Source organism: Streptomyces pseudovenezuelae, assembly GCF_029892565.1.
In the GTDB taxonomy this organism is placed as follows: Bacteria; Actinomycetota; Actinomycetes; order Streptomycetales; family Streptomycetaceae; genus Streptomyces; species Streptomyces pseudovenezuelae_A.
The window spans coordinates 20345-46605 of sequence record NZ_JARXVH010000003.1 but is presented as its reverse complement, the minus strand read 5'-3'; the positions used below and the strand labels follow the sequence as shown (position 1 = coordinate 46605).

24 protein-coding genes are annotated in these 26261 nt (G+C 69.6%); 12 read left to right on the top strand and 12 right to left on the bottom strand.

Going from position 1 to position 26261, the window contains the following annotated elements:
• Nucleotides 1-94: 94 nt before the first annotated feature.
• The 5 genes from M2283_RS09125 to M2283_RS09105 all read left to right on the top strand — a co-directional run bounded on the left by M2283_RS09125 (nt 95) and on the right by M2283_RS09105 (nt 2662).
• Nucleotides 95-751, top strand: coding sequence for a hypothetical protein (locus tag M2283_RS09125; RefSeq protein WP_280876238.1), 657 nt, complete (start codon nt 95-97; stop codon nt 749-751).
• A gap of 48 nt (nt 752-799) precedes the next feature.
• The gene (locus tag M2283_RS09120) at nt 800-979 is read left to right on the top strand and encodes a hypothetical protein (RefSeq protein WP_280875620.1); all 180 of its coding nucleotides are present in this window, start codon (nt 800-802) and stop codon (nt 977-979) included.
• Between the two features lie 147 nt (nt 980-1126).
• Nucleotides 1127-1534: a BlaI/MecI/CopY family transcriptional regulator gene (locus M2283_RS09115; RefSeq protein WP_280876237.1), complete on the top strand. Its 408-nt coding sequence runs from the start codon at nt 1127-1129 to the stop codon at nt 1532-1534.
• Between the two features lie 9 nt (nt 1535-1543).
• Nucleotides 1544-2086: an amino-acid N-acetyltransferase gene (locus M2283_RS09110; protein ID WP_280875619.1), complete on the top strand. Its 543-nt coding sequence runs from the start codon at nt 1544-1546 to the stop codon at nt 2084-2086.
• 240 nt (nt 2087-2326) lie between these two features.
• Nucleotides 2327-2662, top strand: a complete 336-nt coding sequence (locus M2283_RS09105) for a histone-like nucleoid-structuring protein Lsr2 (protein ID WP_123998589.1) — start codon at nt 2327-2329, stop codon at nt 2660-2662.
• Between the two features lie 37 nt (nt 2663-2699).
• On the opposite strand, the gene M2283_RS09100 is transcribed toward M2283_RS09105, so the two are convergent.
• Nucleotides 2700-3389, bottom strand: coding sequence for an SCO3374 family protein (locus M2283_RS09100; RefSeq protein WP_280875618.1), 690 nt, complete (start codon nt 3387-3389; stop codon nt 2700-2702).
• 441 nt (nt 3390-3830) lie between these two features.
• On the opposite strand from M2283_RS09100, the gene M2283_RS09095 reads away from it, so the two are divergent.
• Nucleotides 3831-6359, top strand: a complete 2529-nt coding sequence (locus tag M2283_RS09095; protein WP_280875617.1) for an ATP-dependent Clp protease ATP-binding subunit — start codon at nt 3831-3833, stop codon at nt 6357-6359.
• A 137-nt stretch (nt 6360-6496) separates the two neighbouring features.
• Here M2283_RS09095 and M2283_RS09090 read toward each other — a convergent pair whose 3' ends face one another.
• The 4 genes from M2283_RS09090 to M2283_RS09075 form a co-directional block, all read right to left on the bottom strand.
• Entirely contained in the window at nt 6497-6847 is a 351-nt protein-coding gene (locus M2283_RS09090; protein ID WP_280875616.1) for a trypco2 family protein, read from the bottom strand.
• A 106-nt stretch (nt 6848-6953) separates the two neighbouring features.
• A complete protein-coding gene (locus M2283_RS09085) occupies nt 6954-7574 on the bottom strand; it encodes an HAD family acid phosphatase (RefSeq protein WP_280875615.1) in 621 nt (206 codons plus the stop codon).
• A gap of 108 nt (nt 7575-7682) precedes the next feature.
• Entirely contained in the window at nt 7683-10811 is a 3129-nt protein-coding gene (locus M2283_RS09080; RefSeq protein ID WP_280875614.1) for an NACHT domain-containing protein, read from the bottom strand.
• Between the two features lie 6 nt (nt 10812-10817).
• Entirely contained in the window at nt 10818-13766 is a 2949-nt protein-coding gene (locus tag M2283_RS09075) for an NACHT domain-containing protein (protein ID WP_280875613.1), read from the bottom strand.
• Nucleotides 13767-14137: 371 nt separating this feature from the next.
• On the opposite strand from M2283_RS09075, the gene M2283_RS09070 reads away from it, so the two are divergent.
• Nucleotides 14138-14842 carry a M23 family metallopeptidase gene (locus tag M2283_RS09070; protein ID WP_280875612.1) on the top strand — a complete coding sequence of 235 codons (705 nt, stop codon included), beginning with the start codon at nt 14138-14140 and terminating at the stop codon, nt 14840-14842.
• A gap of 8 nt (nt 14843-14850) precedes the next feature.
• Here the strand turns inward: M2283_RS09070 and M2283_RS09065 are convergent, their stop codons facing one another.
• Nucleotides 14851-15447, bottom strand: coding sequence for a TetR/AcrR family transcriptional regulator (locus tag M2283_RS09065; protein ID WP_280876236.1), 597 nt, complete (start codon nt 15445-15447; stop codon nt 14851-14853).
• Between the two features lie 168 nt (nt 15448-15615).
• Here M2283_RS09065 and M2283_RS09060 point away from each other — a divergent pair, with 168 nt between their 5' ends.
• The 4 genes from M2283_RS09060 to M2283_RS09045 all read left to right on the top strand — a co-directional run bounded on the left by M2283_RS09060 (nt 15616) and on the right by M2283_RS09045 (nt 19178).
• On the top strand, nt 15616-17193 hold the full coding sequence (locus M2283_RS09060) for an MDR family MFS transporter (protein ID WP_280875611.1): 1578 nt from the start codon (nt 15616-15618) through the stop codon (nt 17191-17193).
• 200 nt (nt 17194-17393) lie between these two features.
• Nucleotides 17394-17816 carry a helix-turn-helix transcriptional regulator gene (locus tag M2283_RS09055; RefSeq protein WP_280876235.1) on the top strand — a complete coding sequence of 141 codons (423 nt, stop codon included), beginning with the start codon at nt 17394-17396 and terminating at the stop codon, nt 17814-17816.
• 58 nt (nt 17817-17874) lie between these two features.
• Complete coding sequence (locus M2283_RS09050; protein WP_280875610.1) at nt 17875-18321, top strand: VOC family protein; 447 nt, start codon at nt 17875-17877, stop codon at nt 18319-18321.
• A complete protein-coding gene (locus M2283_RS09045; RefSeq protein WP_432423060.1) occupies nt 18318-19178 on the top strand; it encodes a class I SAM-dependent methyltransferase in 861 nt (286 codons plus the stop codon). Before M2283_RS09050 ends, M2283_RS09045 begins: the two co-directional genes overlap by 4 nt.
• Before the next feature lie 285 nt (nt 19179-19463).
• On the opposite strand, the gene cseC is transcribed toward M2283_RS09045, so the two are convergent.
• From cseC to M2283_RS09020, 5 genes are all read right to left on the bottom strand, one after another.
• Nucleotides 19464-20813, bottom strand: coding sequence for a two-component system sensor histidine kinase CseC (cseC, locus tag M2283_RS09040; RefSeq protein WP_280875608.1), 1350 nt, complete (start codon nt 20811-20813; stop codon nt 19464-19466).
• Between the two features lie 17 nt (nt 20814-20830).
• Nucleotides 20831-21535, bottom strand: a complete 705-nt coding sequence (gene cseB, locus M2283_RS09035) for a two-component system response regulator CseB (protein ID WP_280875607.1) — start codon at nt 21533-21535, stop codon at nt 20831-20833.
• Nucleotides 21536-21645: 110 nt separating this feature from the next.
• Nucleotides 21646-22326 (bottom strand): hypothetical protein, encoded by a 681-nt coding sequence (locus M2283_RS09030; RefSeq protein WP_280875606.1) that lies wholly within the window; start codon nt 22324-22326, stop codon nt 21646-21648.
• Nucleotides 22314-22853: a SigE family RNA polymerase sigma factor gene (locus tag M2283_RS09025; protein WP_123998575.1), complete on the bottom strand. Its 540-nt coding sequence runs from the start codon at nt 22851-22853 to the stop codon at nt 22314-22316. Before M2283_RS09025 ends, M2283_RS09030 begins: the two co-directional genes overlap by 13 nt.
• 258 nt (nt 22854-23111) lie before the next feature.
• Entirely contained in the window at nt 23112-24056 is a 945-nt protein-coding gene (locus tag M2283_RS09020) for an A/G-specific adenine glycosylase (protein WP_280875605.1), read from the bottom strand.
• A 193-nt stretch (nt 24057-24249) separates the two neighbouring features.
• On the opposite strand from M2283_RS09020, the gene M2283_RS09015 reads away from it, so the two are divergent.
• Nucleotides 24250-25077, top strand: coding sequence for a hypothetical protein (locus M2283_RS09015; RefSeq protein WP_280875604.1), 828 nt, complete (start codon nt 24250-24252; stop codon nt 25075-25077).
• Nucleotides 25078-25126: 49 nt separating this feature from the next.
• Here the strand turns inward: M2283_RS09015 and disA are convergent, their stop codons facing one another.
• Complete coding sequence (gene disA / locus M2283_RS09010; RefSeq protein ID WP_280875603.1) at nt 25127-26251, bottom strand: DNA integrity scanning diadenylate cyclase DisA; 1125 nt, start codon at nt 26249-26251, stop codon at nt 25127-25129.
• Nucleotides 26252-26261: the final 10 nt, after the last annotated feature.

Sequence of the window (26261 nt, the reverse complement as noted above, 5' to 3'; positions counted from 1 at the left end):
GGCTCCCTCGCGCCACACCGTCCCCCTATGTCGAGTTTGTCTGATTAGCGCGTACCTTCGGCGCATGCCCACGCCATACGGATCCCGCGGCGGCATGGCGTTCGGTGTGGAGGAGCTGCGTGTGCTCCGACGCGCTCTCGCTCTCGCCCTTCGCCCCAGCCCCGCTTCGGCCGAGGACGTCAAGGACTGCCTCCGCCTAGCCGAGTCCCTCGACGAGGCATTGCGCGAGGGGGCTCGGCTGCGCGCCTTCCTGGTGGCCGACCTGGCCCGCTATCGCGCCGCGCTCCCCGGTACCGTCGCCGGATATCTCGCGCTTCTGGAGGAGGCGCTGGGATCCGGGTACCGCCCGGAGCCCGACGACCTCGCGGCACTGCGTGCCCTGCGCGGCAATCCGGTCGCCGCCGCGCTCCTGGACCGCTGCCAGAGGCTCGCGGAACAGGACGTACGCGCGCGTCTGGCGCGCCGTACGGCCCGTGCGGTCGCTCCGGTCGTCCCCGTCTCCCGAACGCGCCTCACGGCCCTGCCCGGCGGTCTCTCGGGCGCGGGTGCCGTCAGTGAGGCGGCGGACGGGGATCCCGCGAGGCGGCCCGAGAAGCGGCCCGCGGAGAAGCCGGCCGCTCCCAAGCCGGCGCCCGCCCCGGCGGCCCCGAAGCCGAACCGGCCCATCCCCACCCCGGGCGAGGTCTTCCCGCGCCGCAAACCGACCCCGCCGACCACGGCGACACCGCCCCGGGAACTCGCGGCGGGCTGAGCCCACCCCCCGCCCGGCCTCCGCACGCCCCGTGGCTACCCTGGAGGCATGGACTACGTCTCCGCGCTCGTGCCCCCGGTCGTCATGGCCGTGTTCTTCATCGGCGTGATCAGGGTGATCGTGAAGACCCAGGGCGGGGCCAACAAGGCCAAGGAGGACGCGGCCGTGGACGCCGTCCTCGCGCGCGTGGAGGGGGCCCAGCAGGCCTCCGCCAAGGGCGACGGCTGAGCGGTTCCCCCAAGGGCGCCCTCATCGGCGTACGACTCGCTTGTTTTCGGAGTCGTACGCCCTTTTTGTTGCCGTTTGCCGGTGAAGTGCACGTCCGGCACGCCAATGCGGTGATCTCCCACTATTGTGCGAGCTGTGCCTCGCCCATTGGGAGAACTCGAAGACTCGGTCATGACGCGGGTGTGGAAGTGGAACCGCCCGGTGACCGTTCGAGAAGTCCTGGAAGACCTTCAGCAGGAACGGTCCATCGCGTACACCACGGTGATGACCGTTTTGGACAATCTCCATCAGAAGGGTTGGGTGCGCCGTGAGGCCGAAGGCCGGGCCTATCGATATGAGGCGGTCTCCACACGTGCCGCGTACGCCGCTGCCCTGATGAACGACGCGTGGGCGCAGAGTGACAACCCCGCCGCCGCTCTCGTCGCGTTCTTCGGCATGATGAGCGACGAACAGCGACATGCTCTGCGGGACGCCGTACGCATGGTCCAGGGACCGGAAACCCGGGAACAGGAAGATGCGAACCCCGGCGCGGCGCCGGGTGACGGCGGGCGATAGCGTCCGCTCATGTCAGCAGTGAGCCCCGAAGGCCCCGAAGTCAGCGCTAAAGCCATCACCGTCCGGCGGGCCCGTACCAGCGATGTCCCGGCCGTGCGCCGTCTCCTTGACGCGTACGTCCGTGACCGCATCCTGCTCGACAAAGCGACGGTGACGCTTTACGAGGACATCCAGGAGTTCTGGGTCGCCGAACGTGATGACAACGCCGAGGTGGTCGGCTGCGGGGCACTGCACGTGATGTGGGAAGACCTCGCGGAAGTTCGCACTCTCGCGGTGAAGGGCGGCCTGAAGGGTGCCGGTGTCGGGCATCAGTTGCTGGAGAAGTTGCTGGAGACCGCGCGCTGGCTCGGCGTTCGTCGCGTTTTCTGCCTGACCTTCGAAGTGGACTTCTTCGGCAAGCACGGCTTCGTCGAGATCGGTGAGACGCCGGTCGACGCCGATGTCTACGCGGAGCTGATGCGTTCCTATGACGAGGGTGTCGCCGAGTTCCTCGGACTCGAACGAGTGAAACCGAACACCTTGGGCAACAGTCGGATGCTTCTGCATCTGTGAGGATCTGTGATCGCCGATCACCAGGCTGTATTCCGCGCGACCCCTGCCCAGGTTCCCTATGTCCGAAACGCGCATGTTTCCGGACCGGGCCGGGTCGGTCGGTCTCTCCCGGGGGTTTGTGTTTTTCCAGCAAAAGCGGTTTGCTTTCCGACGTACTGCAGTACTGCATATAACAAGGGACGGCGAAACGGCGGACGCCGCAGACCCCAGGCCCTCAAGTTATGGATGAAAGGAAATCCGGTGGCACAGAAGGTTCAGGTCCTTCTTGTCGACGACCTCGACGGTGGCGAGGCGGACGAGACCGTCACGTTCGCGCTGGACGGCAAGACGTACGAGATCGATCTCACGACTGCCAATGCGGACAAGCTTCGCGGCCTTCTCGACCCTTACGTGAAGGGCGGTCGGCGTACCGGAGGCCGCGCTTCGGGCGGGCGTGGAAAGGCGCGTGCCGCAACGGGCGGCAGCCAGGACACCGCACAGATCCGCGCGTGGGCGAAGGAGAACGGCTTCGAGGTCAACGATCGTGGCCGCGTTCCCGCGTCCATCCGTGAGGCCTACGAGAAGGCCAACGCCTGATCACAGGCATTACCGTCCCGAAAGCCCGCACGCGGGCCTAGGGAAAGGACGGCGGCCGTGCGCACGCGCGCCCCAGCCGCAGACGGTGACATTGCGTTGCCACCGTGTCCACCAGTCGTACGAGATCGGGGGCGCCCCCAAGGCTCCCCATGGCCGACAGTGTCGGCAGCGAGGCCTCGACCTCGCACCCCGGCTCGGGGGGCCGCAACCACACGGCGGCCCCCTGCAGGGCGTCCGCGCGGACCGGAACCCGCTCGGGCAGCAGCGGCGCGTCCATCCGACCGCCCTCGCCGATCACGGTCAGATCGAGCGCCAGCGCGCGCCACTCCAGCCAGTCCAGCAGCCCCGGCAGCTCCTCCGCGCCGCCCGCGGCCACCAGCAGCCGCATCCGATCGCCCTGGAGGGCCACCGGAGAACCCGGCACGAGATGCCGCAGCGCCGCCCGGCCCGCCTCGGCCGGCACGTCCAGGACGTCGAAACGCTCGCCCACGCGCAGTCGTAGCGGAGAGTCCGGGCGGGCGGGGCGTCCGGGATCCATGGGGTCGGCGAGGGGCATGGGGTCGGTGGGCTCCGGGGGCACCGTCGCCCAGCCCAGCTCGTCCTCGTACCATCGGCGGAGCCGGTCGCCTGGATTGCGTGGATCGTCGGGATTGACCTGATCCAGTGGGCGGCGCGGGGGCGGGACCGTCGTGCGGGCCGCGGTGAGCGAGGGGTCGCTGCCAACCATGACAAGCGCAACCGCCGGAAGAGGCCGCGAGTTACGCTGGGTGTTCCGATAAATGCGCAGAGTGTCGAAAAAGGGGGCGTGCGGGGGTGCGGCGAGGTGCAAGGTTGTTCGCCCATAGCGGAGGGAACCGGTGCGCGCGGCATGGAGTGTCCGTCCGCACGGGTAAGACATCCCTAGTGAGAGGGGGCGACACGCAGGACGGGGCGTCTCACGTTCGCCATCGGCGTACTGATGGTGGGGGTAACTGCCTGGCCTGCGGGAACATCGTCTCGCACCATCGGGTTGGAGCAGATGTCGGCGTTCGGGGTCAGGAGGCAGTGCTGGTTCTCGGTCCGGTGTCGGCAGTTGGAATGAGCGGTCCCCGCTTGCGGGACTAAGCTGCGGAAGGACAGGGAGGGGAAGTTCCCCCCACTGCCTGACCGCTCTGAGGAGCGATTAACGATGTTCGAGAGGTTCACCGACCGCGCGCGGCGGGTTGTCGTCCTGGCTCAGGAAGAAGCCCGGATGCTCAACCACAACTACATCGGCACCGAGCACATCCTCCTGGGCCTGATCCACGAGGGTGAGGGTGTCGCCGCCAAGGCCCTTGAGAGCCTCGGGATTTCGCTCGAGGCGGTCCGCCAGCAGGTGGAGGAGATCATCGGTCAGGGCCAGCAGGCCCCGTCCGGGCACATCCCCTTCACCCCCCGTGCCAAGAAGGTCCTGGAGCTGTCGCTCCGCGAGGCCCTTCAGCTGGGACACAACTACATCGGCACGGAGCACATCCTGCTCGGCCTGATCCGTGAGGGCGAGGGCGTAGCCGCCCAGGTCCTGGTCAAGCTGGGCGCCGACCTCAACCGGGTGCGGCAGCAGGTCATCCAGCTGCTCTCCGGCTACCAGGGCAAGGAGACCGCCGGCGCAAGCGGCGGGCCTGCCGAGGGCACCCCCTCGACGTCCCTGGTCCTCGACCAGTTCGGCCGGAACCTCACCCAGGCCGCTCGTGAGTCCAAGCTCGACCCGGTCATCGGGCGCGAGAAGGAGATCGAGCGGGTCATGCAGGTGCTGTCCCGCCGTACGAAGAACAACCCGGTCCTGATCGGTGAGCCCGGCGTCGGCAAGACCGCCGTCGTCGAGGGGCTCGCCCAGGCCATCGTCAAGGGCGAGGTGCCCGAGACCCTCAAGGACAAGCACCTCTACACCCTCGACCTCGGCGCGCTGGTCGCCGGCTCCCGCTACCGCGGTGACTTCGAGGAGCGCCTGAAGAAGGTGCTCAAGGAGATCCGCACCCGCGGCGACATCATCCTGTTCATCGACGAGCTGCACACGCTGGTCGGTGCGGGTGCCGCCGAGGGCGCCATCGACGCGGCTTCGATCCTGAAGCCGATGCTGGCCCGCGGTGAGCTGCAGACCATCGGCGCCACCACGCTGGACGAGTACCGCAAGCACCTGGAGAAGGACGCCGCTCTTGAGCGCCGCTTCCAGCCCATCCAGGTCGCCGAGCCCTCGCTGCCGCACACGATCGAGATCCTCAAGGGTCTGCGTGACCGGTACGAGGCTCACCACCGCGTCTCCATCACGGACGAGGCGCTGGTCCAGGCCGCCACCCTGGCCGACCGGTACATCTCGGACCGCTTCCTGCCGGACAAGGCGATCGACCTGATCGACGAGGCCGGCTCCCGGATGCGCATCCGCCGGATGACCGCGCCGCCGGACCTGCGCGAGTTCGACGAGAAGATCGCGGGCGTGCGCCGCGACAAGGAGTCCGCGATCGACTCGCAGGACTTCGAGAAGGCCGCCTCCCTCCGCGACAAGGAGAAGCAGCTCCTGGCCGCCAAGGCCAAGCGGGAGAAGGAGTGGAAGGCCGGCGACATGGACGTCGTCGCCGAGGTCGACGGCGAGCTGATCGCCGAGGTCCTCGCGACCGCCACCGGCATTCCGGTCTTCAAGCTGACCGAGGAGGAGTCCTCGCGTCTGCTGCGCATGGAGGACGAGCTCCACAAGCGGGTCATCGGCCAGAAGGACGCCGTCAAGGCGCTCTCGAAGGCGATCCGTCGTACGCGTGCCGGTCTGAAGGACCCGAAGCGTCCCGGTGGTTCGTTCATCTTCGCCGGCCCGTCCGGTGTCGGTAAGACCGAGCTGTCCAAGGCGCTGGCGGAGTTCCTCTTCGGTGACGAGGACGCGCTGATCTCCCTCGACATGTCGGAGTTCAGCGAGAAGCACACGGTGTCGCGGCTCTTCGGTTCGCCCCCCGGTTACGTGGGCTACGAAGAGGGCGGCCAGCTGACGGAGAAGGTGCGGCGCAAGCCGTTCTCGGTGGTTCTCTTCGACGAGGTCGAGAAGGCCCACCCGGACATCTTCAACTCGCTGCTGCAGATCCTGGAGGACGGTCGTCTGACCGACTCCCAGGGCCGGGTCGTGGACTTCAAGAACACGGTCATCATCATGACGACCAACCTCGGCACCCGGGACATCTCCAAGGGCTTCAACCTGGGCTTCGCGGCCACGGGTGACACGAAGTCCAACTACGAGCGCATGAAGAACAAGGTCTCGGACGAGCTCAAGCAGCACTTCCGTCCCGAGTTCCTCAACCGCGTCGACGACGTCGTCGTCTTCCCGCAGCTGACCCAGGCCGACATCCTCGCGATCGTCGACCTGATGGTGGCCAAGGTGGACGAGCGCCTCAAGGACCGGGACATGGGCATCGAGCTCTCCCAGTCCGCCAAGGAACTGCTGTCGACCAAGGGTTACGACCAGGTGCTGGGTGCGCGTCCGCTGCGTCGCACCATCCAGCGCGAGATCGAGGACACGCTCTCCGAGAAGATCCTCTTCGGCGAGCTGCGCCCCGGTCACATCGTGGTCGTGGACACCGAGGGCGAGGGAGAGGCCAAGATCTTCACCTTCCGCGGTGAGGAGAAGTCGGCACTGCCGGACGTTCCGCCGATCGAGCAGGCGGCCGGTGGGGCTGGGCCGAATCTGAGCAAGGAGGCGTAACCCTTCGGGGATTCGCCGAGTGAGGGGCCGGTGCCTTTGGGCGCCGGCCCCTTCTTGCCTGCCGGGGCCCGCTCGGGCTCGCTAGGGCGAGGAACGGCTCCCTGGCACCACGGACCGCTCGACGGCCGAACGCAGCTTCACGGCGTCGTGGGCGCACCACGGCCGAACGCTTCGACGCTGCCCTCCGTCTCGTTGCGGACCTTCAAGGGCGCGCCCGTTCGGGAGTCCCGAGCCTTCAGAGTGAAAGACACCTTGTGCGTACGGGTGTTGGCGCGCATGGTGTCCGCGCCCGCGTCGACGACCCAGGCCAGCACCTTCGCGTGGGCCTTGTTCTCCTTGCGGAACTCGACGGTGAACTCCATCTGGATGTCGCCCACTTCGAAGACGACGTCCTGCCCCGTCGAGCGCCGCGCCGCGGTGAGCAGCTCGTCCCGGATGGTCTGCACGGCGTCCGCGAGTTCGACGCGCGGCGGGTCTGTGGCGCTCATGGAATCCCCCTCGGCCCGGTCGATGCGGTGGGGCCGGTACCCGAAAGTACCGGCCCCACCGGGGACGTGCCCGTCGATCAGCCCAACTCGGGGTCCGGGGTGTAAGTCAGGACAACTGGCCGTCGTAGTCCGGGAGTTTGTACGTCTTCTCGGCGTGGCCGCCCGAGAGGTCGGTGGCGCTGTTGCCGACGTTCGCGATGATCGTGTAGCCCTTGTTCTCGATGTCGACGCGCTGGGCGGTCTTGTAGGCGGCGACTTCCTTGAAGAGGTCGAGGAGACCGCGGACATAGAGGCCGGAGACCTCGTAGCCGTCGTGTTCGAGGTTGTACTCGGTGGGCAGGTAGATGAGGCCCGGGCGGGCCGTGACGAAGAACAGCGAGACGCCGTGCTCCTGGGCGTACTCCGCGACGTCCAGGACGGGCTTGTTGGCCGGCTGCGGCCAGCTGAAGCCGAAGTCGGTCTCCAGAGTGGTGTTGTCGATGTCGAAGACGATCGCCTGCTTCTCACCCGGCTTCGCGGCGGCGATGCGCTGCTTCAGGTAGGGCAGGGCCTGGTCCATGACCGCCTGGCAGTCCGTCTGCCAGGTCGCGTAGCCGACGTCCTCGGCGGCGGCTGCGGTGCTCGTGGTGGTCGTCGCCGCGTTCGCGGGGGCCGCCAGCGCCACGAGGGCCGAGGCGGAGACGGCGGTGACGGCCAGGCGGCGCGTCCAGGGGCGTCCTTGTGTCATGGGGGTCCTCTTCACGTCCGTATGCCGTTGTCTGGTGCATGGTGAGGGGCGCGGGTGGCGTGAGGGGAACCGTAGGGTTACTGGACGGTAGTTTGCTAGGGGCGTGCGTCACACAACGCTGTACAGCTTGGTGACCGTCGGGCTGACGGGGAACTGGGCGAGGACGTTCGCGGGCACTTCGAAGGTGTCCGGGGCGAGGACGATCAACATGGCCCGGAGGTTGGGGAACAGGGTCGGGATGCTCGACACGTCCTCGGTGCCGGTGAAGTTGTTGAAGCGCAGGCCGGTGATGCCGGGCAGCGGAGGGCCGCTCCAACCGAACACCTGCCAGTTGAAGCGCAGTTTCCGCAGGGCGGGCAGGCGGGTGATCTCCTCGCGGTCCTCGGGGGAGAGCTGCGTGGTGAGGTCCGTCGCCAGGCTCAGTTCGGTCAGCGAGCGGAAGCGGTGGAGGCCGCGTAGGCCGGTGTGCACGAGCGCGTTTCTGCCGAAGCGCAGGTAGGACAGGGGCGCGTCCGGGCGGAGGGCTTCGTCGAGAGAGTCCGCCAACAGGGCCTGTCCGATGTCGAGTTCGGTCAGTGTGGTCGAGCGGGAGATCGCGGACAGGGCACCCGGCCGCTCCAGGCCGGGCATGAGGTCCAGTGACAGCTTGGACAGGGGGAGGCGGGCCAGCGGAGTGAGGTCGTCCACCTCCGGACACCTGCTGATGTCCAGAGAAGTGAGCCGGTGCAGGGGCGCGAGGCGGTTCAGGTCTCGCAACCCTGTGCTCTCACGGATGGCGAGCCCGGTCACCTTGTCGGGATCGAGCGCGGACGGGTCGATGTCACCGACCAGTTGCAGACGCGCCCTGCCGCCCATCTCACCCAGGATGCGCAGGTGTTCCTCCGAGTGCGCGGTGAAGAAGAGACCGTCCTCGCGCAGCTGGGACACGACCTGCTCGGCGTAGCGCCGGGCCGGGAACCGGTGCCAGGTCCACGTGAGCTGGGCGCGCACTTCCCGTGCTGGGTGCGAGCGGTACCGGGCCAGCACCGGCAGCGCCGCTTCCGTTCCCATGAGTGACGCGGTGACGACGACCGCCCGGGCCTCCGCGTCGGTCAGGCCTTCCGGACCCGGCAGGAGTTCCAGGGCGAGTGGGCCGGCCAGGCAGAGGGTGCGGGCCTCCTCCGTGGTCCGGGGCGGGATGAGGATGGCCGCGCTCCGTTCGACGGTGGCCCGGACGGCCGGGTCGAGCTGGGTGGCGTGTTCCAGGGAGGCAAGGGCGAGAAGGCGTACGCGGGTGCCCGCGGGGCCGTCGAGATGCCGGGCGGAGTCGATCAAGTCCCGTAACAGTGCTGCTCGTTCGCGTGGCCGTGCATGTGCCACCGCCATCCGGATCACATCCGCCCACTGCTCGTCGGCGGCGTTGCGGACGAGGAGGCCGAAGTCGCCGTCCTCGACCGCCGCCTTCGCGCCGAGATAGTCCTGGAACGTGCGGTGGACGAACTCGACGGTGCCGACGGAGGGTTCGCGGAGCAGGCCGCTGCGGACGAGGAGATGGCGCAGGAGGTCGGCGGCGTCGCCCTGGGGTGCGGCGGCCGGGAGGGAGGGCAGGACGTCGGCGACGATGCGCTCGGCGCGGTCTCGGTCCAGCTCGGACTGGTTGTTGCGGATCAACCAGTAGGCCAGGCGCTGGAGGAGCTGGATCTGGGGCAGTTCGGTGAGGTGGATACCGGTGGAGCGGTCGGCCTGCGGGACCATGTCGCGTTCCGCGTCCCGCCGCGCCAGCAGCATGGACAGAGCCGCCTCGTACAACTCCTGCCTGCCGTGCGGGAGATAGCCGCGGCGGTCGCGGTGCAGGGCGCAGATCAGGCCGCACATCAGAGGGTTGGTGGCGAGACGGCCGAGGTCGGGCTTGGTCTGGACGGCGTCGAGGAGTGAGCGTTCGTAGCCGTCGAGGCGGTCCGGGTCGGAGTCGGGGGACTGGGCGCGGGCCGCGTTGTGCCAGCGTGCGACGAAGGCGGTGATGTCGTCGCGGCTCATGGGGGTGAGCTCGAGTTCGGTGAAGCCGTCGGGGGCGAGCCACTCCTCCCGTACGGCGGAGGGCCGTGAGGTGACCAGCCACTGGTTGCCGGGATAGACCTCAAGCAGCTCACGCAGCCAGCGGCGGGTGCGGGCGCGTTCGGATTCCGGGATCTCGTCTATGCCGTCGACCAGCAGCAGCCCGCGGCGAGCGGCCAGGACGCGGTCCGCCCAGCCGGGCGGCTGCGTGATGTGGAAGGGGACGCGTGCGGCGTCCAGGAAGGCCCCGGGGTCCGGCAGGCCGTCGGGGCGGCGGACGAGGGTGCGCAGCGGGAGCACGAAGGGGACGCGGTCGCCGCGCTCGCCCCTGGCAGCCGTCACCGCGAGCCACTGCACGAGGGTCGTCTTGCCGGAGCCCGCCACCCCGCGGAGCAGGACCAGGGCGTGGTCGGCCAGGGCCTGGTCGGCGGGAACGGGGGTGGCCGCGGCGGCGATGTGCAGGCCGTCCGCCTCGGTCGCGCCGTCGTCCTCAGCGGGGGCGAGGGCCTGGAGGCTGAGATAGGCGGCGTCCAGGGGCCAGCGGTCGGGGGAGTCGACCAGGTCGATGCCGTAGATGGTGAGGTGGCTGTGCCGGGTCGCGACGTAGGCGAGGTAGCGGTGCTCGAAGGCGGAGTCGGTGTCTCCGGGCCGTGGGGTGCGGGCGATCAACTCGTCGACCTTCGCGATGAGTTCGCTCTGCCGGCGGGTCTGTTCGACGAGCGTGCGGGCCACGAACGACGAGCGCTGCGTGAAGAATTGGAGGGTGTGCAGGCAGGCCGTGTGGAGGAGCCGCACGTAGAACAGGCTCGCGTCCAGCGACAGGTCCCGGTCCGGATTCCCGGCGGCCGTACGGAGGTTGGCGGCGAGGAACTCATGCCCCAGCTCGACCGCCTGGACATCCGTCATGGTGATGTCGCCCAGGGCGTGCAGGGTGTCGGTCAGGGCGTGGACGACGGCCTGCTCTTCGTCGGGGGCGATGGGGGGTTCGTCGGTCCTCAGGGCCTGGTGGACCAGGGCGGCGGAGAGCTTGCGCAGGGACGCTTCGTCGAGCGTGCGCTGCTCGCCCTTGAAGGAGACCAGGCCGGATATGCGCAGGGGTCTGTCGACGAGCGCGGCGCCGGGGGGCTGGGGGGCGAAGAGTTTCTTGATGAGGGGGACGACCGCGGAGGAGGCGAGTTTGACGCCGATGGTCACCGGTTCCATGGGCTCTCACGGCTCGGGGTTGAGTTGGATGGAGTTCGGGAGGCGGTCGGCGTTGAGGAGGCGGCAGTCGGGGGGAGTGGTTACGCGGCGGAGGTGCTGGTGAGCTGCCAGGGGGGTCAGGTCGAGTTGGGTGCCGGAGAGCACCCGCAAGGACACCATCCGAGGGAATGCCGTTACCACTGACCGGAGTTGCGCGGGCGATGCGTCGCCTGTCAGGGAGACGTGGCGGAGGTTCTCCAGGCGGATCCCGGTGGACGCGAGGCCGGTGACTTCCGCCGGGCCGAGCCTCAGCGTGCTGAGTAGGTTCAGCTCGTACAGCACGTCCAGGTCCTGGATGCCTGGCAGGTTCATCAGCCCCAGTGATTCCAGGGGCAGTTGCTTCAGCGGGGCGAGAGATATCAGGTTCGCGCAACTCTGCAGGTAGAGCAGCCTCAGTTCCTGATAGGGGGTCAGGAACGTGAGGTCGCTGATCGAGTTGTCGGCTAACGACAGGGTTTCGAGCCGCGTCTCGTCGAAGCATTCCCTGATCAGGTCCCGGCCGAAGTCCCCCACCAGATCGACCCGGTTGTAACCTCCCATGCGCCGCAGCGCTGCCAGCTGTTCGGGGGTACGGAGGTAGAGGGTGGCGGTCGGCGAGCTCAGCAGGTGCCGAACGATCTCGTCCCCGTAGGTCTCGGTGTCGAACTTGTCCCAGTGGAAGCTGAGATATTCCTGGACGATCGTGGCCCTGTGGTTCCGGTATCGCGTCAGGTAGAGCAGGGCGGCGTCGCCACCGATCAGGCCCGCTGTATGGACGACCCCGGCCGCGGCCTCGTCATCGTCCACGTTCTCCGGACCGGGAAGCAGTTCCAGCGCGAGAGGGCCGATGTCGACGAGTTTCTGCACAACGTCCGGATGACGCGGCGGAATCAACTCCCCTGCCCGCCGCTCCACTTCCTCCCGCACTCCGGGCTCCAACTTCGCCGCATGCTCCAGACAGGCCATCGCCAGCAGATGCAACCGGGCCCGGTACTGCTCCTCCAGGTCGCCCCGCTCCATCAACCCGGTGAGCAACCGCGCCCGTTCGTCCGGCCGGGCATGGGCGACCGCCATGCGCAGCACGTCCTCCCACTGGTCCAGATGCGCGTGGGCGATCAGGGCGTCGAAGTCGCGTTCCTCGACGGCCGCGCGGGCGCCCAGGTAGTCCTGGAAGGTGCGGTGCACGAAGTCCACGGCGTCGACGGCCGGTTCGCGCAGCAGGCCGGAGCGGACCAGGAGGTGGCGGAGGATCTCCTCGGCCGAGCCCTGCGCGGCGACGTACGGCATGGACGGCAGGAGCCGGTCCAGTTGGTGCACCGCGTCCGAACGGGACATCTCCGCGCGGCCGTTGCGGATGAGCCAGTACGCCAGTCGTTGCAGGAGCTCGATCTGGGACTCCTCGTCCAGCTCGACGGCGAGGTCGCGTTCGCGGTCCCGGCGTTCGAGGAGCATGGAGAGGGCGGCGTCGTAGAGGGCCTTGCGGCCGCGCGGGAGGAAGCCCCGGCGTTCGCGGTGCAGGGCGCAGATCAGGGCGCACATCAGGGGGTTGGTGGCGAGGCGGCCCAGGTCCTGTTTGGTGCGTACGGCGTTCAGCAGGGCCTCGGCCAGGGACGGCTCCGCCTCCGCCGCCTCGTGCCAGCGGCGTACGAAGACCGTGACGTTCTCGCGGCTCATGGGGGAGAGCGTCAGCTCGGTGAAGCCGTCGCCGGCCAGCCAGTCGTCGCGGACGGCGGACGGGCGAGAGGTGACCAGCCAGAGGTTGCCCGGGAAGGCGGCGAGCAGGTCGGCCAGCCAGCGGCGGGTGCGGGCGCGTTCCTGTTCCGGGACCTCGTCGATGCCGTCGATCAGGAGCAGGCCGCGGCCTGCGGTGAGCACACGGTCCGCCCAACCCGGTGGCTGGGAGCCGGCCAGCGGGCAGCTCACCGCCTTCAGGAAGTCACCGGGGACGGGCAGGTGGGCACCGGCACGGGTCAGGGTCCGCAGGGGGAGTACGAACGGTATGCGGCCCATCAAGTGCGCCAGTTGACCGGTGAGTTCCTCCTGGCGGGCCGTCGTGACCGCGAGCCACTGCACGAGCGTCGTCTTGCCGGAACCGGCGACCCCGCGCAGCAGCACGCGTTCGTGGCCGGCCAGCGCCCGCTCGACCGGCTGCGGCGCGGCCGGCAGGCGGCGTTCCGGGCCCGCCGGGTCGAGCGGGTCGCCCGCAGCCGCGAAGGGCTCCGCCTCCCGCGTCGCCACCAGGCTCAGGTACGCGGTGTCCAGCGGCCACTCCCGGCACTCGTCGAGATCGATGCCGTAGATGGTGAGGTGGCTGTGTCGCGTGGCGATGTAGCGGGCGTACTGCTGCTCGAAGACCGCGTCCTGCGCGGTGCGCGAGGTCAGGCGCTCGACCAGGACGTCGGTGAGCCGGATCAGCTCGTCCAGGCGGCGGCTCTGCTCGACGAGGGTGCGGGCGACGAAGGCGGAGCGCTGGGTGAAGAAGTGCAGGATGTGCAGGCAGGCGCTGTTGAGGAGGTGGAAGTAGAGGAAGGTCGAGTCGTAGCTGAGCAGGCGCAGCAGGTCGTCGCCGCCCGCCTCGGCGAACAGGCGGTCGGCCAGTGCCTCGTAGCCCAGGCGTACGGCCTGCATGTCGTCGAGGTCCAGGTCGCCGAGGGCGAGGAGGGTGCGGCGCAGGGCGTCCGCCACCGCCGCCAGTTCCGCCGCGTCCAGCGGCGCCTCCCGGGTCTCGCGCGCCGCGCGGTCCACCAGCTCCCGGACCAGCTTGCGCAGCTCCCGCTCGCCGAGGGAGCGGCGCTCACCCCGGAAGGACACCAGCGCCGACAGGCGTACGGGCTTGTCGACCAGGTCGGCGCCCGGTCCCTCTCTTGCGAAGAGCTTCTTCACCAGCGGGCCGATCAGGCTGGACGCGAGCCTGGTGCCGATGACCGTCGGATCCACTCGGCCTCCCCCTGAGCCTCGTCGATGGGACAGAAGCGTAGTCCCCGTCACATTCCGAAGGGCCCTGATCCTGCGGGCCGGTGACATGCCGCACAGGGGATTTGTCCGTTACTGCCTTGGGTAGTAGATGGCCCGATGTGGGCAAAAAGGACTTTTATCCTGGAACCCCAAGGCGAGTTCGTCCGTCGTGGGTGGATTCATTCCCGATGGGGGTTGTGTCAAGGAGGGGGAAGTTTTGGGGTGAAGTACTAGCTTCCGTCGTAGATCTTGGGTTTTGGGGTCCGCGGGGGTCGGGGTTACCAAGGGATGGTCCATCCGGCGGCTGTCCGTGTGCCGGGTGGTTTTTCTGTCCCCGTCCCCATGAGGTCTCGATGTCTTCGCGCGTCTCGTCCCGCTCTGCCCGTACGTCCAAGCTCCGCACCCGCGCGGCCGTACTGACCGCCGGTTTCGGTGTGTCGGTCGTGCTGGGGGCCGGGGTCGCGGTCGCCGCCGATGCCACCTCCGCGGTGAGCACCACGGCCGCCGCGAGCGGTGTCCAGGCCCAGGCCGCCGCGCAGGCGAAGGCCGCGAAGGCCGCCGCGAGCGCCAAGGCGACCGCCGCGAAGAAGGCGGCCGCCAAGAAGGCCGCGGTGAAGAAGGCCGCCGCCAAGAAGGCCGTCTCCTGGGTCTCGCCGGTGAAGAGCTACACGCTCTCCGCGACCTTCGCGCAGGCCGGCGGCATGTGGCAGTCCACGCACAGCGGCCAGGACTTCGCCGTCTCCAGCGGCACCGACGTCCGCGCCGCGCACGGCGGCACGGTCGTCAAGGCCGGTTCGAACGGTGCCGGCGACGGACCCGCGTACGGCAACGCCGTCGTCGTCAAGCACGCCAACGGGACGTACTCGCAGTACGCCCACCTGTCCCGGATCGACGTCAAGGTCGGCCAGGTCGTCGCCACCGGCCAGCACATCGCCCGGTCCGGCAACACCGGTAACTCCAGTGGCCCGCACCTGCACTTCGAGATCCGTACGACCGCGAACTACGGCTCGGCGATCGACCCCGTCGCGTTCCTGCGCGCCAAGGGTCTGACCGTCTAGGACGGTGCTCAGGTGGCCTTCGTGCGCTGATGGGCCTGGGTCACCATGTCCGTCGCGACCTCCAGGACGGCCTTGCGCTTCTCCTCGGGGGTGGCGTCCAGGTCCTGGATGAAGAACATCCCGGCGTGCAGGGTGAAGATCGCGCTGACGCTGCGGATCTGGTCGACCAGGGCCGCGTCCGGGTCCACGATGATCTCGCGCAGGCCCTGCATACGGTCCTTGAAGGTCTCGCCGACGCGCAGTTCGCGGACGGCCGCCTGGTTCTCCTGCATGAAGCGGAACAGCGGTGCCGCGCCTGCCAGGATCTCGCTGTAACGCCGTACGATCTCCTGCTTCGTCTCCAGCGTGTGCGGCTGCTGCTTGCCCCACTCGGTCAGGTCGAGGATCGGCTGCGTCAGATCGTCGAAGATGCTGACGAGGATCTCTTCCTTGGTCTTGAAGTGGTAGTACAGGGCCGCCTTGGTGACGTCGAGACTCTCGGCGATCTCGCGGAGCGAGGTCTTCTCGTACCCCTGCTGCGCGAAAAGGTCGAGCGCGACGTCCTGGATGCGCTGGCGGGTGTTGCCGCGGCGCTGCTGCTTGGTGCCGTCCATGGTGCCAACCATCCTCGCGCTCATCGGGGTTCCCTGAAAACTTACTTGCCGACCGACTAGAAAACTTACTTGACGCCCGGCTAGTTACGGGTCTACCTTCCCCAGTGTAGTCAACTAGCCGGGCGGCAAGTAAGTAGCCGGCCGGGGGGATGTACAGGGAAGTACAGGGGAGTGACGACAATGGCGGACACACAGACGGTGGACGTGGACACGGGCAAACAGCCGCGGAGCGTACGGGTCGTTCTGCTGGCGCTCATGATCACCATGATGCTGGCCATGCTCGACAACATGATCGTCGGCACCGCGATGCCGACCATCGTGGGCGAGCTCGGCGGTCTGGAGCATCTGTCCTGGGTGGTGACGGCGTACACGCTCGCGACCGCCGCCTCGACCCCGGTCTGGGGCAAGCTCGGCGACATGTACGGCCGCAAGGCCACCTTCATGACCTCGATCGTGATCTTCCTGATCGGCTCCGCGCTCAGCGGAATGGCCCAGAACATGGGCGAGCTGATCGGCTTCCGGGCGATCCAGGGCCTGGGCGCGGGCGGTCTGATGGTCGGCGTCATGGCGATCATCGGCGACCTGATCCCGCCGCGGGAGCGCGGCAAGTACCAGGGCATGATGGCCGGCGTCATGGCGCTCGCGATGATCGGCGGCCCGCTGGTCGGCGGCACCATCACCGACAACTGGGGCTGGCGCTGGTCCTTCTACATCAACCTGCCGCTCGGCGTGTTCGCGCTCGGCCTGATCAGCGTCGTGCTGCACCTGCCGAAGAAGCGGTCCAAGGCGGGCATCGACTACCTCGGTGTCATCCTGCTGACCGTCGGCATCACCTCCACCGTCCTCGTCACCACCTGGGGCGGCTCCGAGTACGCCTGGTCCTCCGCGCGGATCATGGAGCTCATCGGGATCGGCGTGGTCTCGCTGGTCGGGTTCGTGTACTGGCAGACCAAGGCCGCCGAGCCGGTCGTGCCGCTGCACATCTTCCGCAACCGCAACTTCACCCTGATGTCGATCATCGGCTTCATCACCGGCTTCGTGATGTTCGGCGCGACGCTCTTCCTGCCGCTGTACCAGCAGTCCGTGCAGGGCGCGTCCGCGACCAACTCCGGGCTGCTGCTCCTGCCGATGCTCGGCGCGATGCTGGTCACCTCGATGGTGGCGGGGCGCGTGACCACGAACACCGGCAAGTACAAGGTGTTCCCGGTCGCCGGCAGCATCCTGATGGTGATCGGGCTGTACCTGCTGTCCACGATGGACACCGACACCACGCGCTTCACGTCCGGTGTGTTCATGGCCGTCGTCGGTCTCGGCATGGGCTGCCTGATGCAGATCACCATGCTGGTCGCGCAGAACAGCGTCGAGATGAAGGACATGGGTGTCGCGTCCTCCTCGACCACCCTGTTCCGTACGCTCGGCTCCTCCTTCGGTGTCGCGATCATGGGCGCCCTGTTCAACAACCGGGTCCAGGACGTCATGTCCGAGCGGGCCGGCGCGCTGGGCTCCAAGGTCACCGAGCAGTCGGCGCAGCTGGACGCGGCGAGCCTGGCGAAGCTGCCGGCGGCCGCGCGGGAGGCCTACCAGCACGCGGTCTCCTCGGGCGTCCACTCGGCGTTCCTGCTGGGTGCGATCGTGGCCGTGGCCGCGCTGGTGGCGGCGGTGTTCGTCAAGGAGGTCGCGCTCCGCGGAGCGGGGCCGGCTGCGCCTAAGCCCGGCGAGGAAGGGGCGGCCACCGCGCCGCTCGTCGAGGCCGTCTGACAGTCACAGTGAGCCGAAGGTCCCCCGGTTGGTGTCCGCCCCGGGGGGCCTTCTTCGTGTTCGGGTGCGGCTCCGTTGCCGGGGGCTGCGCCCGCGGGCTCCCCTTCGGTCTGAAGGGCCTCGTCGTCAAACGCCGGACGGGCTGAATCGAGCGAGGCCTGTTTGTCAGTGCTGCGTGCCACCATCGCCGTATGGACAAAATGCGGCAGCTGCGGCTGGCCAAGGACGCGATGGACCGAGACTGGGCCGACGCGGAGTTGGACCTGGTCGCGGTGGCCGCGCATGCCGGGTATTCGCGGTACCACTTCATCCGCGCCTTCAAGGAGGCGTACGGGGAGACGCCGGGGCAGTACCTCACGCACCGCCGTATCGAGCGGGCCGAGGATCTGCTGCGGACCGCCAACCTGTCGGTGACCGAGATCTGCAACGTCGTCGGCTTCAGCAGCCTGGGCACCTTCTCGACCCGGTTCAAGGCGTGGACCGGGCTGACCCCCACCGATTACCGCGCCAAGCACGTGGGCCGTGGGGCCGCGCTCATACCGGGGTGCTACGCCATGCTCTGGGCCGGCGGCTTCCGAAGCGGCCCCGGCGGCGAGCGGCGCAATTCTGGAGAAGCGGACTGACGTCGCCGCTGCCTACGGTGACGGAGCAGGAGACAGCCACCGTCGGCAGGAGCACACCGTGATCAAGGGACTCAAGATCTCGACCGTCTGGGTTCTCGACCAGGACCGGGCCAAGGAGTTCTACACCCAGAAGCTGGGCCTTGAGGTCCGGTCGGACATCACGATGGGCGAGGGCGGCATCCGCTGGCTCACCGTCGGTGCCGAGAACCAGCCGGACGTCGACCTCACGCTGATGGTGCCGGGCCCGCCCGCGATGGACCCCGAGTCCGCCGAGATGGTCCGCAAGCTCGTGGCCAAGGGGGTCCTCGGCGCGGGCGCGCTGACGACGGACGACATCCACGGGGACTACAAGAAGCTCAAGGACCGGGGCGTGGAGTTCCTCCAGGAGCCGCAGGAGCGTCCGTACGGCATCGAGGCGGTGTTCCGCGACGACTCCGGCAACTGGTTCTCCTTCACCCAGGCCCGCGAAGGTGACCTCGACCTCTCGAAGGACTGGGCGTGCTGAGCGACTCCGCCGAGCAGGGACGCGCGGGCGCCGACCACACGGCTGAGCGGACCGCCCTGTGGCGGGCCCTGCACGTCCGCGCCGACGCGCCGCCGCATGTGCTGGACGACGAGATCGGACTGCGCCTCGCGGATCCCGGCGACGACTGGCGGGACCGTCCCGACATGGACGAGCGGGCCACCCGCCGGGTGCGGGCGTCGATCGTGGCGCGGGCCCGGTTCGTCGAGGACCTGGTCGTGGAGCGGGCGGGGGAGGGCGTGGACCAGTACGTCGTCCTCGGGGCGGGGCTGGACACGTTCGCGCAGCGCCGGCCCGAAGTCGCCGCCCGGCTGCGGGTGTTCGAGGTCGACCGGCCCGGACCGCAGACCTTCAAGCGGCGGCGGCTGGAGGCGCTCGGCCTCGGCGTGCCGGACGGGCTGCGGCTCGTGCCGGTGGACTTCGAGGGCGACTGGTGGGGGCAGGTGCTCGCGGCCGGGCTCGATCCCGACCGGCCCGCGGTGGTGGCCTCCGCCGGCGTCACGATGTACCTCACCCCGGAGGCCGTCGAGACGACCTTCCGCCTCGTCGCCGGCCTCGCCCCGGGATCGACCCTGGTCTCGACCTTCCTGCGGCCCATCGAGGACGTGGAGCCGGAGGAGCAGCCGCAGCTCAGGGTCGCGATGGAGGGCGCGCGGGCCGCCGGTACGCCCTTCCAGACCTTCTTCCGGCCGCCGCAGATTCTTGCCCTGGCCCGCGAGGCCGGCTTCCGGACGGCCCGGCATGTGTCGGCGGAGGAGCTGGCCGAGCGGTACTTCGCGGGGCGGACGGACGGGGTGCGGCCTTCGCGGGGGGAGGAGTTGGTGGTGGCGGGGGTGTGAGGGGGGCGGGGAGCCGCGGGAGGGCGGGGCGAGCGCTGTCGCACGGTGTCCGCCTGCCCGGTCCGGCCTCGCGGGGCAGGGCGTGGGGTGTGCGCTGTGGCACGGGCAGGGTCCTGCGGAGTCCGGGCGGGGTGAGGGCTGTCGAAGGCGTCCGGTCCTGGGGCGCGGGCCGTGGAAGGGGCAGGGTTGTCGAAGGCTGTTCGTCCGTCGGGTCCAGCCCCTGGAGGGGTCGGCGGCGTCGCCTGGTGGCCCCCCTCCCAACCTCCCCGCCGAACCCCCGGAGGGCTACGGCAGCATCGGATAGCTGCCCGTGTTCGTCGGTGCGTGTTCCGGGAGCCACAACACCGCCACCGCGCCCTCCGACGGGACGTGGTCCGGGGCGCCGGCCGGGCGGATGTTGCGGAAGGTGAGGCGGGCGCCCATGACGCGGGCTTGGCCGGCGGCAATGGTCAGGCCGAGGCCGTGGCCGTGGCCCGCGCGGTCCGTGCTGCCGGTGCGGAAGCGGCTGGGGCCGTCGGCGAGGAGGTCCGCCGGGAAGCCGGGACCGTGGTCGCGGACGCGGATGACGCGGCCCTCGACGGTGACCTGGATGGGCGGCTTGCCGTGCCGCGCGGCGTTGGCCAGCAGGTTGAACAGGACGCGCTCCAGACGGCGCGGATCGGTGGTGACCAGCGACTCGTGCACCACCCGCACCTCGATGTCCCGGTCCTTCGCCGCCACCCGCCGGGCCACGAACTCGCCCAGCACGATGTCCTGCAACTCGGCCCGCTCGGAGGCCCCGTCCAACCGGGCCACCTCCAGGACGTCCTCGACCAGCGTGCGCATCGCCTTCGCGCGGTCCAGGACCAGCTCCGTGGGGCGGCCCGGAGGCAGCAGTTCCGCCGCCGTGAGCAGTCCCGTCACCGGCGTACGCAACTCGTGCGCGATGTCCGCCGTCACCCGGCGCTCCGCCTCCAGCCGCTGCTGGAGCGTGTCCGCCATGGCGTCCACCGCGCGCGCGAGGTCGTCGGTCTCGTCCCGCACCACCCCGCCGATGGCGTTCCGCACCCGTACGTCCGTCTCGCCCCTGGCCACCTGGTTCGCCGCGGCGGCCGCCTTGCGCAGCCGGCGCGACAACTGCCCCCCGATCAGCACGCCGAGGGCGCTGCCGCCGAGGACCGCCGCGATGGAGCCGATGACGAGGGCCTGGTCGAGGTCCTTGAGGATGTCGGTGCTGCGGTCGGTGAATCCGGTGTGCAGGGACAGCACATGCCCGTCGTTGACCGGCACCGCGGCCCAGATGTCCGGGACGCCGTTCGCCAGGTCCGTCACATAGGTCGCCCGCCGGCCCTCCGCGACCTTCTCCCGCAGCGCCGACGGCAGATCCGGGTCGTCGATGCGGACGTTGGGGAAGTTCAGCCGGTTGGACAGCTCGTAGCTGCGCTGCGCGATCCGCACCCGCTCGGCGGCGAGGTCGCGCGCGTTGTCCAGCATCGACACCCGGGCCGCGTTGTGCACGACCAGGCTCAGCGCGATCGCCACCAGCGCGCCGACCAGCGCGATGGCCGCGCTGAGTTTCCAGCGCAGCCCCGTACGAATGCCCGTGACGGCGCCCGTGTCGTCGCCCGTCCCTGGGTTCCCGAAGATCCCCCGCATGTCCCTGACGTCCCCGCTCAGGCCTTCAACTTGTAGCCGAAGCCGCGGACCGTCTCGATCCGGTCCTGGCCGATCTTCGTACGCAGCCGCTGCACATGGACGTCGACCACGCGCGTGTCCCCGCCCCAGCCGTAGTCCCACACCCGCTCCAGCAGCTTGTCGCGCGAGAGCACCGTGCCCGGCGCCGAGGAGAACTCCAGCAGCAGCCGCATCTCGGTCGGCGTCAGCGCCACCGGTTGCCCGGCCCGGCGCACCTCCATGCCCTCGGTGTCGATCTCCAGCTCGCCGAAGGTCAGCATCCCGCCGGCCACCTCGGGCGGCGCCTCGTCGGCCTTGTCGCCGCCGCTCGCGTGTCCGAACCTGCGCAGCACCGCCCGGATCCGCGCGACCAGCACGGCACCGTCGAACGGCTTGGTCACGTAGTCGTCCGCGCCCGCCTCCAGGCCCAGCACCACGTCGATCGAGTCCGCCCGCGCCGACAGCATGATCACCGGCACGGTCGACTCGTCGCGGATCCGGCGGCACAGGCTCACGCCGTCCAGGCCCGGCACCATGACGTCCAGCAGCGCGATGTCGGGGCGGTTGGCCCGGAACGCCTCAAGACCCGACAGCCCGTCGGGCATCGCGGTGACCTCGAAGCCGTCCCGCTCCAGGGCGAGCTGGGTGGCCTCACGGATGACGTCGTCGTCCTCCACGAACAGGACGTGGGTCTGGTCTGCCATCCTGCGTTCTCAGCTCTCGTTTCGTCTGTGGGGGAGTACGTGGTCTTCGCGGGTAGTACGTGGTCGGCGTGCGCTTTCGTCAACTGATCGGTTCGAGGAGCCCGAACGGTTCACGGTGCCGGTGACGGCGACGCGTCGCCTCCGACCGCGTTGCTGTAGTCGTTGCGCGTGCGGAACTCCTCGGTGAAGCGGCCCGAGCCCCAGCGGTACGTGATCACGTTCTCGCCGGACGGACTCGACACCGGATCGCCCTTCTCGTACACCTGCTTGGTCACCACCAGGTCGCCGCGGTCGATCTCCGCGTAGACCGGAGGCTCCTCGACCTTGAACACATTCTCGTACCGTCCGCTCACCTCGCGATAGACGTACGAGCCGATCCCGACCGCGTCGCCGCAGGTCAGTACGTTCACCACGACGTCGTCCGCGCGGCCGCCGGTGAGGTCGCCGTACGACACGTCGACCGGGTACTCGTCGGCCACGCACGGCTTCAGCTCGCGCTTGACCTCCGTCGCGACCGCGGGGTCGTCCTGGACCAGCTTGACCGCGTCCACGCGCGCGCTCGTCGAGGACGGGCTGGGGGACGGGGAGACCGCCGCGCCTGCCACGGAGTCCGAGGCGCCCTCGTGCGCCGGGCCCTCGTCACGGGCGCCGGTGCCGCCGGTCGCGCAGGCGGAGACGAAAAGGGCGAGGGCGGCGAGCACGACCACCGCCGTGAACGCCGCCTGCAAAGTCCCTCGGCCCGGTGTGGGCCGTCGGCCCGGACTGGGCCCCGCGCCGGTCAGACCGCGCACCGCTCCCGCTCCTCACGCTCCAGCGCGCGTGCGTCCAGATCGCGGCTCTCCAGCTCCTCTCGGAGCCTTGCGAGCGCCCGGTGCAGCGTGCTCTTGACCGTTCCCGCCGACATACCGAGGGCGGCGGCCGTCTCCTCCGTGGACATCTGCTCCCAGTGTCGCAGGACGACCACACTGCGCTGCTTCGGTGCGAGAACTTTCATGATGTCCATGAGGAGGGCGCGGTCCGCGTGCTGCTCGGTGGAGTCGTCGACGCTCGCGTCCGGCAGCTGCTCGGTGGGCACCTCTTCGAGCTTGCGGGCCCGCCACCACTCGGTACGCGTGTTGATCATGACCCGGCGCAGGTAGGCGTCCGCGAGCCGCTTGTCCTCGATGGTCTCCCAGCGGCCGTACGTCCGTACCAGCGCCGTCTGGAGCAGGTCCTGGGCGTCCACCGGGTCCGGGACCAGCCGGCGGGCACTGCGCAGCAGCGCGTCCTGCCGGGTGCGGACGTACTCCTCGAACTCGAGCACCTCGCCCTGCGCCATGTCGAACCGCCTTCCGATCCCCGTTTCCGCCGACGTTCGCCGGCGGTTCGTCCGTAGTCGCCCCGGGCCTGCCGGGTACGTAGATGAAGCTACGGAGGGGTTGTCACGGGCCTGTCCGAAGCAGCGCGCGGCTAGCAATCGGCTGTCCGTCGGTTGTGTAACAGCCGTAGGGGTGGGGTAAGCGGGTGGGGTTGTTGGTGCCGTTGTGAGGGGATTTGGTGGTGGGGCGGGGAGTTACGTCCGCTGTTGCGGTCGTCGTTACGCCAACGGGAGTCGGTACAGACCACCTGGGAGGGGCTCCACCAGACCGTCCGCGACCAGGCCGTCGAGTGCCCTCGCTCGCTGTACCGGCTCGTGCCACATCCGGTCCAGTGCCGACTGCGGCACGGGCGCGTGCGCCTCGCGCAGGACGGCCAGCAGTCGGCCGCGTACCTGGCGGTCCGTGCCCGCGTACGTCTGTCCGCGGCGCGGTGGGCCCTCGTGGTCGGGCTTGCCCGCGAGCCGCCACGCGCACTGGGCGGCGATCGGGCAGCGCTGGCAGGTCTCGTTCTTCGCGGTGCAGATCAGCGCGCCCAGTTCCATGGACGCCGCCGCCCAGCGCGAGGCCGTGTGTTCGTCGTCCGGCAACAGGGCGCGGGCCAGCCTGCGTTCGGCCGCCGTGGTGGCGTTGGGCGGGTACTGGACGCCGGTGACCGCGCGCGCGAAGACCCTGCGCACGTTGGTGTCCAGCACCGCGTGCCGCTGGCCGTAGGCGAAGGACGCGACCGCCGCGGCCGTGTACTCGCCGATGCCGGGCAGGGCGAGGAGCTGGGCGTGGTCCGTCGGTACGTCGCCGTCGTGCCGTTCCGTTATCGCGACCGCGGCGCCGTGCAGGCGTAGGGCGCGGCGGGGATAGCCGAGGCGGCCCCAGGCGCGGACCGCTTCGCCGGGGGCGTCGGCGGCCAGGTCTGCGGGGCGGGGCCAGCGGGCCAGCCACTGTTCGTAGACGGGCAGGACGCGGTTGACGGGCGTCTGCTGGAGCATGAACTCGCTGACCATCACGCCCCAGGGGCCGGCTTCGGGGCGGCGCCACGGGAGGTCTCGGGCGTGCTCTTCGAACCAGTCGATCACGGGGGCGTGGAGGTCGCCGGCGGTCTCTCCGAGGGGGGAGACGGAGGGGGAGTTGGCGGGGCCGTTGTGTGGGGGTTTCGTGGGCGCAGTCATGGCGCTTCCGATCCTGCCATGGTGTGCGCGCGTTGGGCCGCCGTTGCGCTGTGTGCCGGTGGGTGGGTCGGGGCCGTGGCGGTGCGTCGGCGGCCTCGCGTGCGGGTCCCTCCGGGATGATGATCCGGAAAAGTTGAGGTACTGGCGGCGGGTGGGGCTAGGGAACCTTCCGATCTCTCGTACAGTTTGCGCCGTGGGATCTCTGCGCAATCCGGTCGGGCCGCTTCCCTCCACCATCTACTGGCGTCGGAGGGCCGTACTGCTGTCTGTGCTCGCCCTGTTGGCGTTGCTGGTCACGTGGATCGTGACCTCCGGCGGCGGGGGTGGGAAGAAGGACGACGACGGGGCCAACGGGAAGAGTCCCGCGCCCACGATCACCGCGGGGCCGTCCGGTTCTGGGCCCGCGATCAGTCAAGCCCCGGGCGGGCGCGATGAGTCGAGCGGTGGGGGCTCCGGGGGGAGTTCCGGGGGCAGCCCTGGGGCCGGCTCCGGTGGGGGTGCCAACGGTGGTGATTCCGGCGCTGGTTCGGGTGCGGCTGGTGGGGCGGGGGGCTCTTCCGGGTCGAACGGGGCCGGGGGTGGGGGTGTCGGTACGGGGGACACCGTGCCCGTCGACTCCACCTTGCCCAACTGCACTGCCAGTAACGTGACTTTGAGTCTGCGGAGCCTTCACAACAACTACGGGCCCGATGACACGCCCTCTTTGCTGCTCACCGCGAAGAGCTCTGCCGACAGTGACTGCAAGGTCGATCTCGGGCCCAAGAGGGCGGTGGTGACCATTCTCAAGGGTGGGAGCGCCTATTGGTCGTCCGCCGACTGCCCCAGGACCGCGGGGAGTTTGATGTACCGGGTGCCGGCCGGGAGCAGCGTTACCTACACGGTGAAGTGGGATCGCAAGCCGAGCGCGCCTGAGTGCGCCACGCCTCCGGCCGGGTCCGCGGGGGCCGGGACCTACCTGGTGGAGGTTCAGGCGGCGGGGTACGCCAAGCTGCAGACCTCGTTCGTGCTCGACAACGACTGACGTTCGTCCTCGACGGCGGCTGACGGTGGGTGGGGGCCTGCGGGGGCCGTCAGACGTAGCGTTCCAGGATTGAGGATTCCGCCAGGCGGGAGAGGCCCTCTCGGACGCTGCGGGCTCGGGCCTCGCCTACGCCGTCGACCGTTTGGAGGTCGTCGACGCTTGCCGCCAGGAGTTTCTGCAGGCCGCCGAAGTGTTCCACCAGGCGGTCGATGATGGCGCCGGGGAGTCTCGGGACCTTGGCCAGGAGGCGGAAGCCCCGGGGGGAGACCGCCGAGTCGAGGGTCTCGGGGGAGCCTGTGTAGCCCAACGCCCGGGCCACTGTGGGCAGTTCCAGCAGTTCCGCGTGGGCGAGGGCGTCCAGTTCTGAGAGGGCCTCGTCCACCGTGCGGGAGCGCTTGGCGGTGGGTTCGGGGACGTAGTCGCGGACCACCAGCTCGCGCTCGGGCTCCACGCCTGCGATCAGTTCGTCCAGCTGGAGGGCCAGCAGGCGGCCGTCGGTGCCGAGTTCGACCACGTACTCGGCGATCTCGGTGGCGATGCGGCGGACCATTTCCAGGCGCTGGGCGACGGCGGAGACGTCGCGGACCGTCACCAGGTCCTCGATCTCCAGCGCGGAGAGCGTGCCCGCGACCTCGTCGAGGCGGAGCTTGTAGCGCTCCAGGGTCGCCAGGGCCTGGTTGGCCCGGGAGAGGATCGCCGCGGAGTCCTCCAGGACGCGGCGCTGGCCGTCGACGTAGAGGGCGATCAGGCGCATGGACTGGGAGACGGAGACCACGGGGAATCCGACCTGTTTGGAGACGCGGTCCGCCGTGCGGTGCCGGGTGCCTGTCTCCTCGGTCGGGATCGTCGCGTCGGGGACGAACTGCACGCCCGCGCGCAGGATCTTCGACAGGTCCGAGGAGATCGCGATGCCGCCGTCGAGCTTGCACAGCTCGCGCAGACGGGTGGCCGTGAACTCGACGTCCAGGACGAAACCGCCCGAGCACATCGACTCCACCGTCTTGTCGAAGCCCAGCACGATGAGACCACCGGTGTTGCCGCGGAGCACCCGCTCCAGGCCGTCACGCATCGGCGTGCCTGGTGCCACGGCGCTCAGGGAGGCGCGCATCAGGCCATCGGCACCGGAACTCCCACCGGACTTTCCGGGAGCTGCTGCCCGGTCGTTGGCTGCCACTGCACTCCTC

Coding starts and splice junctions, on each gene's coding strand:
- M2283_RS09125 (WP_280876238.1), top strand. CDS start 95: ATGGCGTTCGGTGTGGAGGAGCTGCGTGTGCTCCGACGCGCTCTCGCT.
- M2283_RS09120 (WP_280875620.1), top strand. CDS start 800: ATGGACTACGTCTCCGCGCTCGTGCCCCCGGTCGTCATGGCCGTGTTC.
- M2283_RS09110 (WP_280875619.1), top strand. CDS start 1,544: ATGTCAGCAGTGAGCCCCGAAGGCCCCGAAGTCAGCGCTAAAGCCATC.
- M2283_RS09100 (WP_280875618.1), bottom strand. CDS start 3,389: ATGGTTGGCAGCGACCCCTCGCTCACCGCGGCCCGCACGACGGTCCCG.
- M2283_RS09095 (WP_280875617.1), top strand. CDS start 3,831: ATGTTCGAGAGGTTCACCGACCGCGCGCGGCGGGTTGTCGTCCTGGCT.
- M2283_RS09090 (WP_280875616.1), bottom strand. CDS start 6,847: ATGAGCGCCACAGACCCGCCGCGCGTCGAACTCGCGGACGCCGTGCAG.
- M2283_RS09085 (WP_280875615.1), bottom strand. CDS start 7,574: ATGACACAAGGACGCCCCTGGACGCGCCGCCTGGCCGTCACCGCCGTC.
- M2283_RS09080 (WP_280875614.1), bottom strand. CDS start 10,811: ATGGAACCGGTGACCATCGGCGTCAAACTCGCCTCCTCCGCGGTCGTC.
- M2283_RS09070 (WP_280875612.1), top strand. CDS start 14,138: ATGTCTTCGCGCGTCTCGTCCCGCTCTGCCCGTACGTCCAAGCTCCGC.
- M2283_RS09065 (WP_280876236.1), bottom strand. CDS start 15,447: ATGGTTGGCACCATGGACGGCACCAAGCAGCAGCGCCGCGGCAACACC.
- M2283_RS09060 (WP_280875611.1), top strand. CDS start 15,616: ATGGCGGACACACAGACGGTGGACGTGGACACGGGCAAACAGCCGCGG.
- M2283_RS09055 (WP_280876235.1), top strand. CDS start 17,394: ATGCGGCAGCTGCGGCTGGCCAAGGACGCGATGGACCGAGACTGGGCC.
- cseC (WP_280875608.1), bottom strand. CDS start 20,813: ATGCGGGGGATCTTCGGGAACCCAGGGACGGGCGACGACACGGGCGCC.
- cseB (WP_280875607.1), bottom strand. CDS start 21,535: ATGGCAGACCAGACCCACGTCCTGTTCGTGGAGGACGACGACGTCATC.
- M2283_RS09025 (WP_123998575.1), bottom strand. CDS start 22,853: ATGGCGCAGGGCGAGGTGCTCGAGTTCGAGGAGTACGTCCGCACCCGG.
- M2283_RS09020 (WP_280875605.1), bottom strand. CDS start 24,056: ATGACTGCGCCCACGAAACCCCCACACAACGGCCCCGCCAACTCCCCC.